At 60.1% G+C, this 17,218-nt stretch carries 15 protein-coding genes; 5 read left to right on the top strand and 10 right to left on the bottom strand.

Annotated elements, in window-relative coordinates; genetic code table 11:
- Positions 1-45 precede the first annotated feature (45 nt).
- On the bottom strand, positions 46-1,173 hold the full coding sequence (coxB, locus tag QRN33_RS06675) for a cytochrome c oxidase subunit II (RefSeq protein ID WP_042609003.1): 1,128 nt from the start codon (positions 1,171-1,173) through the stop codon (positions 46-48).
- 370 nt (positions 1,174-1,543) lie between these two features.
- Between coxB and QRN33_RS06670 the strand changes: the two genes are divergently transcribed.
- Entirely contained in the window at positions 1,544-2,194 is a 651-nt protein-coding gene (locus tag QRN33_RS06670) for a hypothetical protein (protein ID WP_042609002.1), read from the top strand.
- Between the two features lie 115 nt (positions 2,195-2,309).
- Here the strand turns inward: QRN33_RS06670 and QRN33_RS06665 are convergent, their stop codons facing one another.
- From QRN33_RS06665 to QRN33_RS06655, 3 genes are all read right to left on the bottom strand, one after another.
- Positions 2,310-3,836, bottom strand: coding sequence for a SulP family inorganic anion transporter (locus tag QRN33_RS06665; RefSeq protein ID WP_116657658.1), 1,527 nt, complete (start codon positions 3,834-3,836; stop codon positions 2,310-2,312).
- Between the two features lie 90 nt (positions 3,837-3,926).
- Positions 3,927-4,655: a carbonic anhydrase gene (locus QRN33_RS06660; RefSeq protein ID WP_064365244.1), complete on the bottom strand. Its 729-nt coding sequence runs from the start codon at positions 4,653-4,655 to the stop codon at positions 3,927-3,929.
- Positions 4,656-4,892: 237 nt separating this feature from the next.
- On the bottom strand, positions 4,893-5,951 hold the full coding sequence (locus QRN33_RS06655; RefSeq protein WP_285407663.1) for a PA0069 family radical SAM protein: 1,059 nt from the start codon (positions 5,949-5,951) through the stop codon (positions 4,893-4,895).
- Between the two features lie 247 nt (positions 5,952-6,198).
- Between QRN33_RS06655 and QRN33_RS06650 the strand changes: the two genes are divergently transcribed.
- Positions 6,199-6,501 carry a hypothetical protein gene (locus QRN33_RS06650; RefSeq protein WP_042608998.1) on the top strand — a complete coding sequence of 101 codons (303 nt, stop codon included), beginning with the start codon at positions 6,199-6,201 and terminating at the stop codon, positions 6,499-6,501.
- Between the two features lie 67 nt (positions 6,502-6,568).
- Here the strand turns inward: QRN33_RS06650 and QRN33_RS06645 are convergent, their stop codons facing one another.
- From QRN33_RS06645 to QRN33_RS06635, 3 genes are read right to left on the bottom strand one after another with little or no spacing between them, the layout of a single operon-like run.
- Positions 6,569-7,870 carry a cytochrome c gene (locus QRN33_RS06645; RefSeq protein ID WP_285407662.1) on the bottom strand — a complete coding sequence of 434 codons (1,302 nt, stop codon included), beginning with the start codon at positions 7,868-7,870 and terminating at the stop codon, positions 6,569-6,571.
- Positions 7,871-7,882: 12 nt separating this feature from the next.
- The gene (locus QRN33_RS06640; RefSeq protein WP_064365248.1) at positions 7,883-9,667 is read right to left on the bottom strand and encodes a GMC family oxidoreductase; all 1,785 of its coding nucleotides are present in this window, start codon (positions 9,665-9,667) and stop codon (positions 7,883-7,885) included.
- Positions 9,668-9,669: 2 nt separating this feature from the next.
- Positions 9,670-10,416, bottom strand: a complete 747-nt coding sequence (locus tag QRN33_RS06635; protein ID WP_285407658.1) for a gluconate 2-dehydrogenase subunit 3 family protein — start codon at positions 10,414-10,416, stop codon at positions 9,670-9,672.
- A gap of 280 nt (positions 10,417-10,696) precedes the next feature.
- On the opposite strand from QRN33_RS06635, the gene QRN33_RS06630 reads away from it, so the two are divergent.
- The gene (locus QRN33_RS06630) at positions 10,697-11,344 is read left to right on the top strand and encodes a phosphatase domain-containing protein (RefSeq protein WP_065616468.1); all 648 of its coding nucleotides are present in this window, start codon (positions 10,697-10,699) and stop codon (positions 11,342-11,344) included.
- A gap of 5 nt (positions 11,345-11,349) precedes the next feature.
- On the opposite strand, the gene QRN33_RS06625 is transcribed toward QRN33_RS06630, so the two are convergent.
- The 3 genes from QRN33_RS06625 to prlC form a co-directional block, all read right to left on the bottom strand.
- Positions 11,350-13,371, bottom strand: a complete 2,022-nt coding sequence (locus QRN33_RS06625) for a M3 family metallopeptidase (protein ID WP_285407656.1) — start codon at positions 13,369-13,371, stop codon at positions 11,350-11,352.
- Between the two features lie 113 nt (positions 13,372-13,484).
- Positions 13,485-13,775, bottom strand: a complete 291-nt coding sequence (locus QRN33_RS06620) for a YheV family putative zinc ribbon protein (protein WP_016772316.1) — start codon at positions 13,773-13,775, stop codon at positions 13,485-13,487.
- The gene (gene prlC, locus QRN33_RS06615; RefSeq protein ID WP_165839188.1) at positions 13,772-15,850 is read right to left on the bottom strand and encodes an oligopeptidase A; all 2,079 of its coding nucleotides are present in this window, start codon (positions 15,848-15,850) and stop codon (positions 13,772-13,774) included. The genes QRN33_RS06620 and prlC overlap by 4 nt, the downstream gene beginning before the upstream one ends.
- A gap of 62 nt (positions 15,851-15,912) precedes the next feature.
- Between prlC and QRN33_RS06610 the strand changes: the two genes are divergently transcribed.
- Both QRN33_RS06610 and QRN33_RS06605 read left to right on the top strand, forming a co-directional pair.
- Positions 15,913-16,458: a gamma carbonic anhydrase family protein gene (locus QRN33_RS06610; protein WP_064365253.1), complete on the top strand. Its 546-nt coding sequence runs from the start codon at positions 15,913-15,915 to the stop codon at positions 16,456-16,458.
- A gap of 28 nt (positions 16,459-16,486) precedes the next feature.
- Positions 16,487-17,137 (top strand): HAD family hydrolase, encoded by a 651-nt coding sequence (locus QRN33_RS06605; RefSeq protein WP_252873649.1) that lies wholly within the window; start codon positions 16,487-16,489, stop codon positions 17,135-17,137.
- Positions 17,138-17,218 lie beyond the last annotated feature (81 nt).

The following is a 17,218-nucleotide window of genomic DNA, read 5'->3' as shown; positions in this document are numbered from 1 at the left end:
GGACGTGCTGCCCCGACCGGTTCACTGAGTACGCAATTGACCGGCTCATTTGCTTTCCGCCTGTTTCAGCTCCAGCACTTCTTTTGGCGTGACCATGTCGCCCTTGTTGTTACCCCAGGCGTTACGTTCATAGGTCACGACCGCTGCGATATCGACTTCCGACAGCTGCTTGCCGAACGCCGCCATGGCGGTGCCGGGTTTGCCGTGGAAGACAATGCCCAGGTGATCCTTGATCGGCCCGGTGGCGATTTTCGAGCCCTTGAGCGCCGGGAACATCGGCGGCAGACCCTGGCCTTCAGCCTGGTGACAGGCCACGCAAGTGGTGTGGTAGACCTTGTCGCCGCGCTCCTTGAGCTCGTCGAGGGTCCATTCCTTGCTGGTCAGTTCTTTGAGTTGCGCGGCCTCGGCCTTGCGCTCGGCGAGCCATTTTTCGTAATCGGCCGGTTCCTTGACCTCGACCACGATCGGCATGAAGCCGTGATCCTTGCCGCACAATTCGGCGCACTGGCCACGGTAGAGGCCGGGCTTGTCGATCCGCGTCCAGGCTTCGTTGACGAATCCCGGGATCGCATCGCGCTTGACCGCAAACGCCGGTACCCACCAGGAGTGAATGACGTCGGCCGAGGTCACCAGAAAGCGCACCTTGGCGCCGGTCGGCAGCACCAGCGGCTTATCGACTTCGAGCAGGTAATGCTCGCCTTTGGCTTCCTTGTTGTGGATCTGCTCGGCGGGGGTGGCCAGGTTGCTGAAGAACTCGACGTCCTGGCCCAGGTATTTGTAGTGCCACTTCCACTGATAACCGGTGATCTGGATATCGATGTCCGGCTCGCTGGTGTCGTACATCTTGATCAGCGTCGCGGTGGCGGGGACGGCCATGGCCACGAGGATCAGCAGCGGCACGATGGTCCACATGATCTCGACGCCGGTGCTTTCATGGAATTTCGCCGCGACCTGGCCGGTGGAGCGGCGGTGCACCATCATCGACCAGAGCATGGCGCCGAAGACGACCACCCCGATCACCACACAGATCCAGAAAATGGTCATGTGCAGGTCGAATACTGCGTGACTGATTTCAGTCGCTCCAGGCGCCATATTCACAGTCCAGGCCGCATTGGCCGGGCTGAAAATCGACCACAACAGGAGGCCCATCCAGACATGTGGATGTCGCATCATTGCGGGTTCCCCTTATCGTTCTTGTTATCCCGCCGGCGTATCGCCTGCGGCAAGGGAGCGGCTGCATCAGACTACGAACTTGAATCGCCGGGCCTTGCTGCGGGTGCAGTCGGGCGTCATCAGCTAACTCCATTCATTGGCGAGTATAGACAGCGCCCGGGAAATGCAACTTGCGCAGGTAAATGAGCTGCAACAACTGGCGCTTGCGTTCAAGTGCCCGATTGGAGAAGGATGCAGACGAGTGGTGGCAAATGGATATAACGCAGCTGCATCAAGGATGAAATAATTATGACAAATGCGTCTTAGCGTTTTTTGTAAGCCAGCTAAGTTATGTCTTCCCTATTTCACTGCCTTGTTTCCTGGAGTTTTCATGAACACCGCCGCATTGCGCGAGCAGATCCAAAAAGCCCAACAGCACGAAAAAGACACCGGCCTGCTGACCCGTCAGCTGGAAAGCAAGCTGCCTCACCTGCACCCGGCGATCCAGTTGCCGGAAGCCGACGCCCAAGGCGTGCTGACGCGTTTTGTCGCCGCCTACATCGATGAAGTACCCGACCTGCTGGACGCAGCCAATGAAGTCGCCAGGGAAGCGGGAATCGAATCGCAGATCAAACCGGTGCTGAAAATCGCCGAGCAGTATTTCCTCCAGCCGCCGGCGATCATGGCCGGACATGTCGGCCTGGACAGCCTGCTCGACGAAGCCTACCTGGCGCACCGTTTTGTCGAAGAGGTCAACGACCTGTACATCAAACACTTCGGCCAGCCATTGATCCCTTTGGACATGACGGTCGCCAACCTGATTGCGCACCAGTTGATCGGTGAGGAGTTCGCCAACCAACTGGACGAGGCGGTGCATCACGCGATTGACGAGATGCTCAATGACGAGAGTTTTGCCCTGGAGTCGGTAGAAGCCTACCGCGAAAAACTCAGCAGCCCGGATACCGGCGCGGCGTGGAAACGCTGGCCGTGCATGAGCCGCCGGTTGGGCGTGGGGCTGGAGCTGGATCAGCCTGCCGCCTGAGTCATACACGCGAGCCTGCTCGCGATAGCGGTGGATCAATCAACGAAGATGTTGAATGTTCCATCGCCATCGCGAGCAGGCTCACTCCTACAGGGGTCGAGTTCAACCCGGAGATTTATCCTGCCGCACCAATCCCGGTATTGGTCCGCACCCGTCCTTCCAGCCTGCGCTTCAACCCGCGCGACTCGATCAACAGCTTCGAACCCTTCGCCGCATTCGCCCGGCCCCATTCTTCCAGCAATTCCAGGCACGAATGGTCGATGTAACTCAGGTTGTTCAGCGGCACATGCACCGTGGTGCCGTGAGGGATGCTGCCCAGCACTTGCGTCAGCGCCGGCACTTTGAGGAACGTCGCTGCACCAACCAGACGCAGTTCCATCTCGCCGTCCTGCGGCAGGTCGATCAGGCTGATCTTCAGGCGCGAAGCCTTGAATGCCAGCTTCAACATCGTCAGACCGAAGCCGATCAGCACACCGGTGAGCAGGTCAGTGAAGATGATCGCCAACGCCGTGGCGGCATAGGTGAACATCGGCATCCGTCCGTAACGGCCGAGACCACGGAAGGCTTTGAGGTCGACCAGTTTGAAACCGGTATACACCAGCACACCCGCCAGGCTCGCCACCGGAATGCTCTGCAGCACACTCGACAGCAACAACACGAATGCCAGCAGCCACAGGCCATGGAAAATCGTCGAGTAGCGGGTGGTCGCACCGGCCTGGACGTTGGCCGAACTGCGCACGATCACTCCGGTCATCGGCAACGCGCCGACCAGACCGCAGAGCATGTTGCCGACACCTTGCGCCGACAGCTCACGGTCGAAATCCGAACGCACGCCGCTGTGCATGCGATCCACCGCTGCGGCGGACAACAGCGTCTCGGCACTGGCGATAAACGCCACGGCGAACGCAGCAATCAGCAGGGTCGGGTCGGCCAGATTCATCAGGTCGGCAGGTTTCAGCCAATCGATCGCCTCGGCCAGATTCGCCGGTACCTCCACGCGCTTGACCTGCAACGCCAGCATCAGGCTCGCCACTGTGGCCAGACCCACACCGAGCAATGCGCCGGGAATGAAGCGCAGCGAATGCGGGCGGAATTTTTCCCACAGCCACATCACGGCAATCGTCGACAGACCGAGCAGACCGGCTTGCCAGCCGAACGATGGCAAGGCTTGCGCCACGGCTGCCGGGAACGCCGTGAGGTTGTCCAGACCTGACGGTTGCGGCTTGGCATCGAGCATCACATGCACCTGTGACAGCACGATCAACACGCCAATGCCCGCGAGCATGCCGTAGACCACCGCTGGCGCCGTCACCCGGAACCAGCAGCCAAGCTTCAGACGTCCGGCGACCAGTTGCAGAAATCCGGCGAGCAGCAGGATCGGCCCGAGCATCTCGATGCCGTGCTGGCGCACCAGTTCGAAAACCAACACCGCCAGCCCCGCCGCCGGACCGCTGACCTGCAACGGCGAACCCGCCAGCCAACCGACCACCAGACCGCCGATGATGCCGGTGATCAGACCCTTGGCCGGCGGCAGCCCTGACGCAATCGCGATGCCCATGCACAGCGGCAGGGCGACCAGAAACACAACCACGGAGGCGAGCAGCTCCCGTGGCAACACAGCTTTCAATTGAGCCGCACGCATGGCGATTCTCCCGAAGTTTTCTTCAGGCGTGGCGAGGCCGGGCCGCTGAATCAGCGGCCGGCGTCATACCACACAGATTGTTGGGAAGATTTAGAAGCGCGCTTTGGGCGTCGCCACAGGAATCGGATGGCTGCCGTCGAGAGGCAGGAAACGACCCTGGTCCGCGTCGTAAGCTTTGATTTCGCTGGTTTCGATGTTGTAGACCCAGCCATGGATGAACAGATGACCGTTCGCCATGCGCGAGGCTACCGAAGGATGGGTACGCAAGTGCTGCAGTTGGGCGATGACGTTTTCCTCAGTGAGGATCGGCATGCTTTCTTTTTCGTCGGTGCAGTTGCAGTTGTCGTGCACCATGGTTTTCGCGACTTCGGCGTGGCGCAGCCAGGCTTTGACCGTCGGCATTTTTTCCAGGCTGTCGGGGTTGAGTACCGCGCGCATGGCGCCGCAATCGGAGTGGCCGCAAATGATGATGTGTTGCACGCCCAGTGCCAGTACCGCGTACTCGATCGCGGTGGAGACGCCGCCGTTCATCTGACCGTAGGGCGGAACCACGTTGCCGACGTTACGGGTGACGAACAGATCGCCCGGCGAGCTCTGGGTAATCAGCTCGGGAACGATGCGCGAGTCGGCGCAGGTGATGAACATCGCCTTGGGCGCCTGGGCGGTGGCGAGCTTCTTGAACAGTTCTTCCTGCTGCGGAAAAACGTCATGGTGAAAGCGTAAAAAGCCATCAACGATCTGTCGCAGTGCTGCATCGGCGGATTGTGCTTCAGGGCTTTGCGCCGAGGCAGCCAACGACTGTTTATCCTTGTCACTCATGATTCATCCTCTTGTGCGGATTCAGGGAGTCTTCCCCGGTATTCCGGTATGAAGCCAGTGGCTGTTTAAACCATCCGGGTCATCCCGACCCGTCAGTCACTCGATGAACAAGGTAGCCGCCGAAACTTAACTGAAACTGAATCAAACGCTCTAGAACGTGTGTTCCAGGTCACAAAAAACGTGACTGGCGTGTTTCGGCGGAAGGATTCCAACCCGTCAACCCCAAGCCAATTGTCGCTAAATCAACGACATCTGGCGACCCGGCGGACAGAAGGCCGTGCAATCGAGGTTATAGCCCTCGCGTTTGTTCAGCCCCAGCTTTTTGATGGCCTTGGCAAATCTTTGTGCGAGCAGGTCGGCAAACGGTCCTTCACCGCGCATGCGCGCACCGAAACGGCTGTCGTAGAGTTCGCCGCCGCGACTCTGGCGAATCAGGCTCAGCACATGCGCGGCGCGTTGTGGATAGTGCGCCTGCAACCACTCCTCGAACAGCGGCGCGACTTCCAGCGGCAGGCGCAACATCATGTAGGCGGCACTTTGCGCACCGGCGGCGTAGGCTTCGCTGAGCAGGCTTTCGATCTCGCTGTCATTGATCATCGGAATCATCGGCGAGCACAGCACACCCACTGGAATTCCCGCTTCGCGCATTACCCGGATCGCGCGCAGGCGCGCCTTGGGCGCCGCGGCGCGCGGTTCGAGGATGCGTTTGAGCTCGTCGTCCAGGGTGGTCAGGCTGATCATCACCGAAACCAGCCGCTGTTGTGCCAGCTCAGTGAGCAGATCGAGATCGCGCAGAATCAGCGAACCTTTGGTGACGATGGTCACCGGATGGCGATAGCGCAGCAGCACCTCCAGAGTCTGTCGGGTGATCTGATATTCGCGCTCGATCGGCTGATACGGGTCGGTGTTGGAGCCCAGATTGATCGGCGCGCATTGATAGCCGGGTTTGCTCAGTTGTTCTTCCAGGACCTGGGCGGCGTTGGTCTTGGCGATCAGCCGGGTTTCGAAGTCCAGGCCCGGCGACATGTCCCAATAGGCGTGGCTGGGGCGTGCGTAGCAATAGATGCAGCCGTGTTCGCAGCCGCGATAGGGATTGAGCGAACGGTCGAAGGGCAGATCCGGCGAGGTGTTGCGGCTGATGATCGATTTGGCTTTTTCGATGATCACTTCGGTGTTTTGCGTCGCCGGCACTTCCTGATACCAGCCGTCGTCCTCGGCGACCGAACGACTCGGCGCAAAGCGATTGTGAGGGTTGGTTGCGGTGCCGCGACCGCGGGGCGGAACTGGGATGTTCATCGAACGAATCTCTGCTCTGTATATGCATACAGTATCCGACGGCGTGCGTTGTGATCCAGTACCGTTCAGCGATGCTATTGAAAATGGCGGTGTCTTTCTTCGAGGAAGTTCTGGGTGCGACAAGTTTTTTCGCTGACTGACGACAAGCCAAGATACAGATGCCTAATTGCTGAACGCAGGTCCGCTATATAGGCTCTGGAACTACCGGCAACAGACTCCGGCCGACTAATTAAAAGGATTTGATTGAATGTCTTACTTGAATCAACGCGGTGTTTTCCTGCAAATGATGCAGCCGAATATTACCGATTCCAACACTATTGTTTCGCTGCAACTGGCACGCAAGGAACTGGGCTGGAACGCAGAGCAACAGCTGTCGACCGAAGCGCTGGTCGATTCGATTTACGTCGTGGCGGTATCGGCCGACAAAGGCAAGACCTTTACCATTCGCACCGATAAGAAAGATGTCGACGGTGACGGCGATATTGATAGCGATGACAAGGCGAAGTTGATCGCCCTGGCCAAAGCTTATGTGGCCATCATTAATCCGTAAGCTGAAATTATCATCACAAACCCAATAAAAACCCCCTGCGTGAGTACATCATGCAGGGGGTTTGTTTTTAGTTATGTTGGGTGACCTGGCCGAGATCATCGCCGGAGGTATTTTGCATATCTTCGCTGCGCAGATGCGCAACGTCCTTGGCGCTGACCGGGGCGCCCTTGTTGCCCCAACCACCACGAATGAAGCTCACCACATCCGCGACTTCCTGGTCCGACAGGCGCCAGGCGAAGCCGGGCATGGTGAAGGTCGAAGGAGCCGCGTGCGTCGCCGGCAAGGTTCCGCCCTTGAGCACGATGTGGATCAGCGAAGTGGGATCGTCCGTCTGCAGCACCGGGTTGCCCGCCAGCGCCGGGAACACCCGGGTGTAGCCCTGGCCGTCGGTGCGGTGGCAGGCCGCGCAGTTGTCGATGTACACCGACGCGCCACGCTGGCTGTCATCACCGTTCCACAGGGATTTCGCCGCTTTCTCGTCGTACCGATGCGGCTGATCCGCAGGATCATTGGCCGGCAGTGACTTCAGATAGCGGGCAATCGCGGTGAGGTCGGCGTCGCTCATGTATTGCATGCTGTGAGTGACCACATCGCTCATGCCGCCGAACACCGCGCTGCGATCACTGCGTCCGGTCTTGAGGAATTGCACCAGTTGCTCTTCACTCCAGCTGCCGAGGCCATCCTTGTGATCACCACGCAGGCTCTTGGCGATCCAGCCTTCCAGCGGTGCACTGCCGGCCAGAAAATGTTCACCGTCCGCCGCGCTCAGGGCTTTTTCCTGCATGGTCAGCGCGCGCGGGGTGTGGCAGGCGCCGCAGTGGCCGAGGCCTTCGACCAGGTACGCGCCGCGACTGATCACCGCGTCGCTGCCTGTGGCCTGATAATCCTCGACCTTCGGTGCAAACAGCCAGCGCCAGCCCATCAGCGGCCAGCGCATGCTCAACGGCCATGGAATGTCGCTGGCCTTGTTCTCCTGCGCCACTGGTTCGACGCCGTGCATGAAATATGCATACAGCGCTTTCATATCGCTTTCGTTCACGCGGGCGTAGGACGGATACGGCATCGCCGGATACAACGTACTACCGTTTTTGGCGACGCCATGGCGCACGGCCTGGTCGAAGTCCTCGAAGCTGTAATCGCCGAGGCCGGTTTTATCCGGGGTGATGTTGGTCGAGTAGATCGTGCCGATCGGGGTTTCCATTGGCAGGCCACCGGCGAACGGCTTGCCGCCCTTGGCCGAATGACAGGCTACGCAGTCACCCGCGCGGGCGAGGTATTCGCCTTGTTTGATCAGATTTTGATCAGCTTCGGCCGCATAAACTGCTGTGCTGCCGAGCAGGGCGAGGGTGGCGATAACGAAATTTTTCATGGTCATCGCTCCTTAAGCCTGCACCAGCGGGCCGGGGTTTTTCAGGTATTGCTCGCGGATCGCTTTCGCCGACCAGTAGGTCAGCGCCGCGACCAGCCCGGTCGGGTTGTAGCCCAGGCCCTGCGGGAACGCCGAGGCGCCCGGGACGAACACGTTATGCACGTCCCAGCTCTGCAAATAGCGGTTCAGCGCGCTGGTTTTCGGATCGGTGCCCATGATCGCGCCACCGTTGAGGTGGGTGGTCTGGTACGAGGCGGTGTTGAAGTGGTCGCCCACTTGCTTGCCGATCACCGCAATGGCTTTCGGGCCCATGGCTTCGGCGATCTTGCCCATTTTCTCGACCATGAAACGGTTCATCTTGATGTCGTTTTCCTGCCAGTCGAAGGTCATGCGCAGCAGCGGCAAACCGTAGGCGTCGCGGTACACCGGATCGAGATCGAGATAGTTGCCGCGGTAGGACTGATGCGCGCCGTGGGCGTCCATCGACACCTGATGGGTGTAGTAATCGGCGGTAGCGCGTTTCCATGCACTGCCCCAGGCCGGTGTGCCTGGCGGGTTAGAGGTGCCGGCAATCGGTCGGCTGCCGGCCTGATTGACCCACATCGGTGAGCCGCCGACGAAGCCGTGCGGGCCGTGATCGAAGTTGTCGGCGTTGAAATCGTCCACCGCCACGCCGTTGCCGCCAGCGCCGATGAAGTTGTTGGTGTGGGTGTCCTTGTCGAAGAACGCCTTGATGGTCGCCATGTTCTGGTAAGCGAAGTTACGCCCGACCACGCCTTCGCCGCTGATCGGGTCGTAGGGTTTGCCGATCCCGGAGAGCAGCATCAGACGCACGTTGTGCAACTGGAACGCGCCGAGGATCACCAGATCCGCCGGCTGCTCGATCTCGCGGCCCTGGCCGTCGATGTAGGTGACCCCGGTGGCTTTGCTTTTGCTGCTGTCGAGGTTGACTCGCAGCACATGGGAGTTGGGCCGCAGCTCGAAATTCGCCAGCGGCTTGAGCGCTGGGAGAATGTTCACGTTCGGCGAGGCCTTGGAATACATGTAGCAGACGTAGCCGCTGCAGAAACCGCAGAAGTTGCACGGGCCCATTTGTGCGCCGTAGGGATTGGTGTACGGTCCCGAGGTATTTGCCGAAGGCAGGTTGTAGGGTTTGTAACCGACTTCCGTCGCCGCTTTGCCGAACAGCTGGGCGGACACGGTGTTTTTCTGCGCTTCAAGCGGGAACGGGTTGGAGCGATCCGCCGCATACGGGTTGCCGCCCTTGCCCTGACCGACCAATTGGCCCTTCACGGTCCAGGCCTGGCCAGAGGTGCCGAAGACTTTTTCCGCAAAGTCGAAAAACGGCTCCAGCTCTTCATAGCTGACGCCGAAGTCCTGAATGGTCATGTCCTTGGGGATGAAGCTTTTGCCGTAGCGTTCTTCGTAATGGCTGCGCATGCGCAACTCGATCGGATCGACCCGAAAGTGCACGCCGGACCAGTGCAGTCCGGCGCCGCCGACGCCATTGCCCGGCAGGAACGCGCCCAGTTGGCGGTTGGGCAGGGCGATATCGTTGACGCTGTGGCGAATGGTCACCGTCTCTTTCGAGATGTCCTGAAAGAGTTTTTTGCGCACGCTGTAGGTGAGTTCGTCGATCACCTGTGGATAGTTGCCGTCGGGGTAGGTGTCCTGCATCGGCCCGCGCTCCAGCGCCAGCACGTTGAGACCGGCCTCGGTGAGTTCCTTGGCCATGATCGCGCCGGTCCAGCCGAAACCGACGATGACTGCGTCCACCTTCTTCATTACCGTTGCCATGCTTACGCCCTCTCGCCGCGAATCGACACTGCCGGGAAGGGGTATTGCTCGTTGCGTTCCACCCAATCCATGAAATCGGCGCGGGCGCCGGGGAAACCGATCATGGTCCAGCCGACCATTCCTTTATTGCCACCGTGGATCGGGTCGCAGAAGAAACCTTCCTTGGTGTTTTGCAGCAACAGATTGAAGAAGATCTTCGCCGGCACCGCATCGAACTGTGGCTTGCCGGCTTCGAGCTGCTTGAGCAAATCGTCTCGGGTAGCGCTGTCTTGCTCGGCAAATGTTTTACCGCTGAGACCTTTTACCCACTGATCCGTGGCGGCGATGCCGAGGCGGTAGATGTCTTTTGGCACCAGTTTGCTCTGCCAGCCCATTTCCGGCGCAGCGTCGGCATTGAACGGGCCTTGCATGTACCAAAGGGCGCCGGCGGCATACGGGGTGTTCATCTGCCGGTCGATGTATTCCGGCACGCCGGCTTCGAGGGCGCCGGGGCCTTGCGCATCGCTGGGGATCAACTGCGCAACGGCGGCGTTGATGAATGCCCATTCTTCGGCGGTGAAGTAGCTCGGCTGATAATCACCAGCACTGGCAGGGGCGGGTTTTGCCGCCGCAGGCGCCGGTGCGCTTTCTGGTGCGGCTTGCAGTACGCTGCTGCCCAGGCCGGTACCGGCGAGGGTAACCACCGGAATCAGGGTCAGGGATTTGCGCAAGAACTCACGCCGCGGGTTGTCTCGATCTTGATCAGACATGGGGGGGCACCTCATCAGGCATAGAAGTCAGCCGCTTCTGCGAGCGGCTCGAGGAATTTTGCGTCGCGACGATCAGGGTCTGGTCCGGTGAAGGGCGTCACGTCTGCAACATCATGTGACAAATGGTAGCAGGCTAAGCATCAAGAAATACTGCTTGAGCGGAAAAAAGCCCGGCGAGGCGACGATTCACGTTTCTTTGACGGCCGGCTCACGGTGCATTGACCGCTCACTAGCGAAGCTGCAATTCCCGCAATGATGATTGCCGAACGGTCAGCCCAGCATGTCTCGAGTGCGTTTTTTTCCCGCGTTGTGTTTTTCGCTTGTCGCGCTGCTGCATGGCATTGCCGCCCGGGCTGCCGACGCCACGCCGCCTCGCCCGGCCGAGTGGGCGCAGCCGGTCGAGGCGCAGTTCAATCTGTTTCGCATGTCGCCAACCCTGTATCGCAGCGCCTTGCCGAGTCGTAGCGCGGTGCCGCTGTTGAACAGTCTGCATGTCGTCACGGTGATCAACTTCCTGCCTGATGCTGATAGCGACTGGCTCTCCGTGCCCGGAATCAGGCAGGTGCAGCTGCCGTATCGCACCAGTCACGTCGACGACAGCGACGTGCTTAAAGCCCTGCGGGCAATTCAGTCCGCCGAAGCTGAGGGCCCGGTGCTGATGCACTGCAAGCACGGTTCTGATCGCACCGGTCTGATGGCGGCGATGTACCGGGTGGTGGTGCAGGGCTGGAGCAAAGAGCAGGCGCTCAAGGAGATGACCGAGGGCGGATTTGGTGACAGCCAGCACTTTCACGACAGCGTGCGTTACGTGATGCAAGCCGACGTCGACCGCTTGCACGAAGCCTTGGTCAATGGCGAATGCAGCACCAGTGCATTCGCCATGTGCTCGATGAAGAACTGGTTCGACTCGGCGCACGTCCAGCGTTGATCGGCTCAGCCCGGCATCGCGGCAAATAGTTCTGGGTTGATCGGTTGGCCAAGAAAGGCTTGCAGCGCCTCGGGCAGCGACTTCATGTCACCCGAAAGCAGTGTTTCACGCAGATCGCGGCCCGTCCGGGGGTTGAATACGCCCTCGCGCTCAAAGCGTTTGAATGCCTCACTGGCCAGCACGCCGGACCATTTGTAGGCGTACACCGACGCTTCATAGCCGGTCGCCAGAAAATCGAAACTGTTGGCGAACCGGCAATAGGCGGGTATCGGCAGGTGGGCAAACTCCCGCTGCACATCATCGAACACCTGCTGAATGCTGCGACCGTCACCGCTATGTAGCTCCAGATCGAATAGCGCGCCCATCAACAAGATCGCCGTTTCCCGGCTTCGTTGCGCGCCCAGAGCGGACAACGCGACCTTGATCCGGGTCTCGGACAGACGTTCGGCGGTTTTGTGATGGATGCCCAGCCAGCGCAAAAACTCGGCTGACTGCGCCCAGTGTTCGAACAACTGCCCGATAAATTCGGCAGCGTCGCGGCTCAATTGCGAGATGCCGGACAGGTTGTAATGCGGCGAACGGGTCAGTACGTGATGCAGGCAGTGCCCGAACTCGTGCAGCAGTACGCGCAGATCCTGGTGTGACAGCAGGTTTTCATGGCCGGCGGCTGCGGCGGTAAAGTTGCTGTGAAGCGAGGCAATCGGCAATGCTGGCCGGCCTTCGGCGTTGACCCGACGGTTACGCAACACGCCCGACCATGCAAAGTCATTGCCAGCCTCGCGGCGGAAGAGGTCGATGTAAACGTAGCCAATCGGTTGACCGTGCTCGCTGACTTCGAACAGGCGGACGTTCTCGTCGAAGCGATCACGCTGGGTGTCTTCGCTGATCCTGATCCCAAGCAAATGCTCGCTGAACCGGCAGAGACTGCGCAATACGGTGTTCAACGGGAAATATTGCCGCAGATCATCCAGTGCGCCGTCCGCCCGCTGGCGACGGAGTTGTTCAGCCAGGAAATCGTGATCCCATGGCTCGACCTGCTCGATACCCTGCTCCTGGGCAAACGTCTGCAGTTCCTTGGTTTCCTCGGCCAGAGAGGCTGCATTGAGGGCTATTTGCCGACGCAGGAAAGCGCCGACCTGCGAGGTGTCTGTAGCCATACGATCGTGCAAGCGCAATTGAGCGAAATTGTCGAAGCCCAATGTCCGGGCTTTTTCGTGACGCAAGAACAGCAACACCATCAATACCGGCTCATTGTCGAAGTGCTCCGCATCAGGCCCGTGATTCGAGGCGCGTGTGCAATAAGCTTTGTAACATTCCTCGCGCAGCGCACGATTCTGCGCGAAGGTCATGATCTGCTGATGAGTGTTCTGCTCCAGCGTCAGCCGCCAGCCGGTGAGTCCTGCCTGTCTTGCGTTGGCAGCCAGATGCTCCTGCACATCGGGCCTCAGCCCTGCCAGCAACGTGATGTCTGCAACGTGCTTGCTCCAGGCGGCGCTGGCAGCTTTGAGATTGCTCATGAACAGTTTCTGCATGAGCGCGATCTCCGTGTTCAATTGCCCCAGTTTTTCGCTTTGAGCGTTGGCCAACCCGGCTCCCGCCATGTGGAATCCGCGCAGGATTTTCGCCAGTGAGGCTTTGCGTGAATCACTGAAACTGGCCGCGATCGAACTGCATGCCAGCCGCTGAAAGGTCTGTGACAACGCAGGATTTCTGGCTTTTGCGCCCAGGAATTGCTTTGCGACTGCGCTGCTCAGGGCGCTCTGCTGTACCCAGTCGGGATCCTTGGAGCGGATCACCGTCAGGAACTCGATGACCGCCATGGTTTCTCCCAGGCGCGCGTCGGCTTCATCGATGGCGATGACCACATCATCCCAATTCGGATGATCGACCTGAGTGGCAATAACGTTTTCGATAATCAGCAGGTTGTCGGCGACGATGCGCTCGACCGCCGGCAGCAAGTGCTCGGCGCGTACCGCCGACCAGGGCGGCAACTGCCATTGTTGCAGGAGGGGATTGGTGTCAGGCATGGCGTCTTCCGTGAGAGAGGGCTGGATTGGCCAGCCTAATCAGGAAGCGCGGGGGCGAGGGGGTAGATAGTTACCGCCACCTGCCGACGATCATCGGCACGTGGCGATAGTTGTTACTGTTGCTCGTCAGGCTTTTTCTTCAGCTTCGGGTTCGGGAAAAACTGCACGGCCTGAACCTTTTTGTCGGCGGCAGGCTTCAGCGCGCTGGTATTGACCCGTGTGCCCAGCTCTTTGGGCACCGACAGGCCCTGCTCGTTGAGTGTGTCGGAGTAACCGCAGGCCACGCACTCGCGGTGCGGCACGCCGTCCTCGTTCCACATCATCAACTTGTCCGGCTCGCTGCACGCCGGGCAGACCGCCCCGGCGATAAAGCGCTTCTTGGTGATCACAGGGCCGTCACTCATGCTGCCGCGTCCTCACTCAGACCGCTGTGGCGCAACAGCGCGTCGATCGATGGTTCACGGCCACGGAAGTCGACGAACAGCACCATCGGTGCCTGCGAACCGCCGCGCGCCAGAATCGCTTCGCGGAAGGCGCGACCGGTTTCTGCGTTGAGCACGCCGTCTTCTTCAAACTTGGAGAAGGCATCGGCGGACAACACTTCGGCCCACTTGTAGCTGTAGTAACCGGCCGCGTAACCACCGGCGAAAATATGCGCGAAGCTGTTCGGGAAGCGGTTGTACGCCGGTGGACGCATCACCGAGACCTCGTCGCGCACGCCCTCGAGCACTTGCGCCACGCTGCGGCCATCGCCGTGGGTGGCGTGCAGTTCGAAGTCGAACAGCGAAAACTCCAGCTGACGGACCATCATCAGGCCGGACTGGAAATTCTTCGCCGCGAGCATTTTTTCCAGCAAGTCCTGCGGCAGTGGTTCGCCAGTCTCGTAGTGGCCGGAAATCAGCGCCAGGCCTTCCGGCTCCCAGCACCAGTTTTCCATGAACTGGCTTGGCAGCTCGACCGCGTCCCATGCCACGCCGTTGATGCCGGAAACGCCGGCGTGATCAACGCGGGTCAGCAGGTGATGCAGGCCATGGCCGAATTCATGGAACAGGGTGGTGACTTCATCGTGGGTCAGCAGCGCCGGCTTGCCGCTGTCGGCCGGGGTGAAGTTGCACACCAGATTGGCCACCGGGCTTTGCAACACGCCGTCGACGGTGCGGCGACGGTCGCGGGCGCCGTCCATCCATGCGCCGCCACGCTTGTTGGCGCGGGCATACAGGTCGAAGAAGAAGCGGCCGACGTGCTGACCGTTTTCCTTGATCTCGAACAGGCGCACGTCCGGGTGCCAGGTATCAAAGCCTTTCTGCTCGGCGATCTCGATCCCGTACAGACGCTGGACGATAGCGAACAGGCCGCTCAGGACTTTATCGATCGGGAAGTAGGCACGCAGGGTTTCCTGAGCGACGCTGTAACGCTGCTCGCGGAGTTTTTCGCCGTAGAAGCCACTGTCCCAGCTTTGCAGATCGGCGCAGCCCTGTTCGGCGGCGTATGCACGCAACTGTTGCAGATCCTGGGCGGCGAACGGCTTGCTGCGCTGGGCCAGATCACGCAGGAAGCTCAGCACCTGATCGCTGGATTCGGCCATTTTTGTCGCCAGGCTCAGCTCGGCGAAACTGGCGAAGCCCAGCAGTCGGGCCAGTTCCTGGCGCAGGTCGAGAATCTCTTCCATCACCGGGCCGTTGTCGTTCTGGCCGGCATTCGGGCCCTGGTCCGAGGCGCGGGTGCAGTAGGCGGCGTAGACTTCTTCACGCAGCGCGCGGTCTTGTGCGTAGGTCATCACCGCGTAGTAGCTGGGGAATTCCAGGGTGATCAGCCAGCCGTCGAGGCCTTTGGCCTGGGCAGCAGCAGCCATTTGCGCCTTGGCCGAATCGGTCAGGCCGGCGAGGGCGGCTTCGTCGGTGACGTGTTTGGTCCACGCCTGGGTGGCGTCGAGCAATTGGTTGGAGAAGCGGCTGCCGAGTTCGGACAGCTTGCTCTGCACTTCGGCGTAACGTTTCTGCTCGGCTTCCGGCAGGTCGATACCCGACAGGCGGAAATCGCGCAGTGCATGTTCCAGAATGGTTTTTTGCGCGACGTCGAAATTGGCGGCTTCCGGGCTGTTGGCCAGCGCCTCGTAGGCCTGGAACAGTTCGCGGTTCTGGCCCATCTCGGTGGAGTAGGCGCTCAGGGCCGGCAGGCACGACTCGTAGGCTTCACGCAATTCGGCGCTGTTGCACACAGCGTTAAGATGACTGACCGGGCTCCACGCTGCACCGAGGCGATCGTTGAGTTCGTCCATCGCCAGCACCAGACCGGCCCAGGTGGGGTTCTTGCCCTGGGTCTTGAGGATTTCGGCGATGGCGGCGCGGTTGTCCGCGAGGATGGTTTCGATGGCGGGCAGGACGTGTTCGGCACGGATCGTGGAGAACGGTGGCAGGTCGTAGGACTGCAAAAGAGGGTTGTTCACGCTCACGGTTGGCACCTTGGCTGGAAGAAACATGCGCCCATCTTAATTACAATCGCCACTCACCGCAGCTATCGGCGACAGAGAGAGAACTAATCGTGTCCCTTCGCAACTATCAGAATCACACCCCCCGCTTGAGCAAAGGCGCATTCGTCGACGGCTCGGCGGTGGTGATCGGCGACGTCGAGATCGGTGAAGACAGCTCGGTCTGGCCGCTGACAGTGATCCGTGGCGACATGCACCGCATCCGCATCGGTGCGCGCACCAGCGTGCAGGACGGCTGTGTGCTGCACATCACCCACGCCGGCCCGTTCAACCCGGACGGTTTTCCCTTGCTGATCGGCGATGACGTGACCATCGCCCACAAGGTCATGCTGCATGGCTGCACGGTCGGCAACCGCGTGTTGATCGGCATGGGCAGCATCGTCATGGACGGCGCCGTAGTCGAGGACGACGTGATCATCGGCGCCGGCAGTCTGGTGCCGCCGGGCAAGCGCCTGCAAAGCGGCTTCCTGTATGTCGGCAGCCCGGTGAAACAGGTGCGAGCGCTGACCGACAAGGAAAACGCCTTCTTTACCTACAGCGCGGCGAACTACGTCAAGCTCAAGGACCTGCATCTGGCCGAAGGCTACGACCAGCTCTGAATTGCCCTACACCTGCTCAGGATTTCTCATGCATTACCAGACTGTACTGTTCGACCTTGATGGCACCCTGACCGATCCGCGTGAGGGCATCACTCGCTCAATTCAATTTGCCTTGGCCAACCTCGGCATCGACGAACCTGATCTGAGCAAACTGGAACACTTCATCGGCCCGCCGCTGTTGCAAGCGTTCATGCAGTTCTACGATTTCGACGAGGCCAAGGCCTGGGAAGCGGTGAATTTCTACCGCGAGCGCTTCAAGGTCACAGGTCTCTACGAGAATCGTGTGTTCGACGGCGTGACGCCGCTGCTGGAAACCTTGAGCGGGCAAGGGCGGCAGTTATATATCGCAACGTCCAAGCCGTGGGTGTTCGCCCGCGAAATCGCCCGGCATTTTGATTTTGCCCGGCATTTCAAAGTGATCTACGGCAGCGAGCTGGACGGCACGCGGACGAACAAGGTTGAGCTGATCGCGCATCTGCTCGAGGCTGAAGGCCTGGATCCGGCGCAGACCCTGATGATCGGTGATCGCAAGCATGACCTGATCGGGGCGCGCAGCAATGGCATCGATGCAGCGGCGGTAGGGTATGGGTTTGGCAGTTTTGAAGAGTTGAATGCCGAGGCGCCGGCATATCACTTTGAAACTTTGGATGAGTTGCATCAGGCGTTTTTGCAGCGCTGATCAGATGGCTATCGCGAGCAGGCTCACTTGTATGGTTAGACTTGAAGGGGTGGTGGGACGAACAGTTCGCATCTGACTGCT

This window comes from Pseudomonas sp. FR229a (assembly GCF_030209115.1).
Taxonomy (GTDB): domain Bacteria; phylum Pseudomonadota; class Gammaproteobacteria; order Pseudomonadales; family Pseudomonadaceae; genus Aquipseudomonas; species Aquipseudomonas moraviensis_A.
This window is presented reverse-complemented; position numbering and strand designations above follow the sequence as displayed.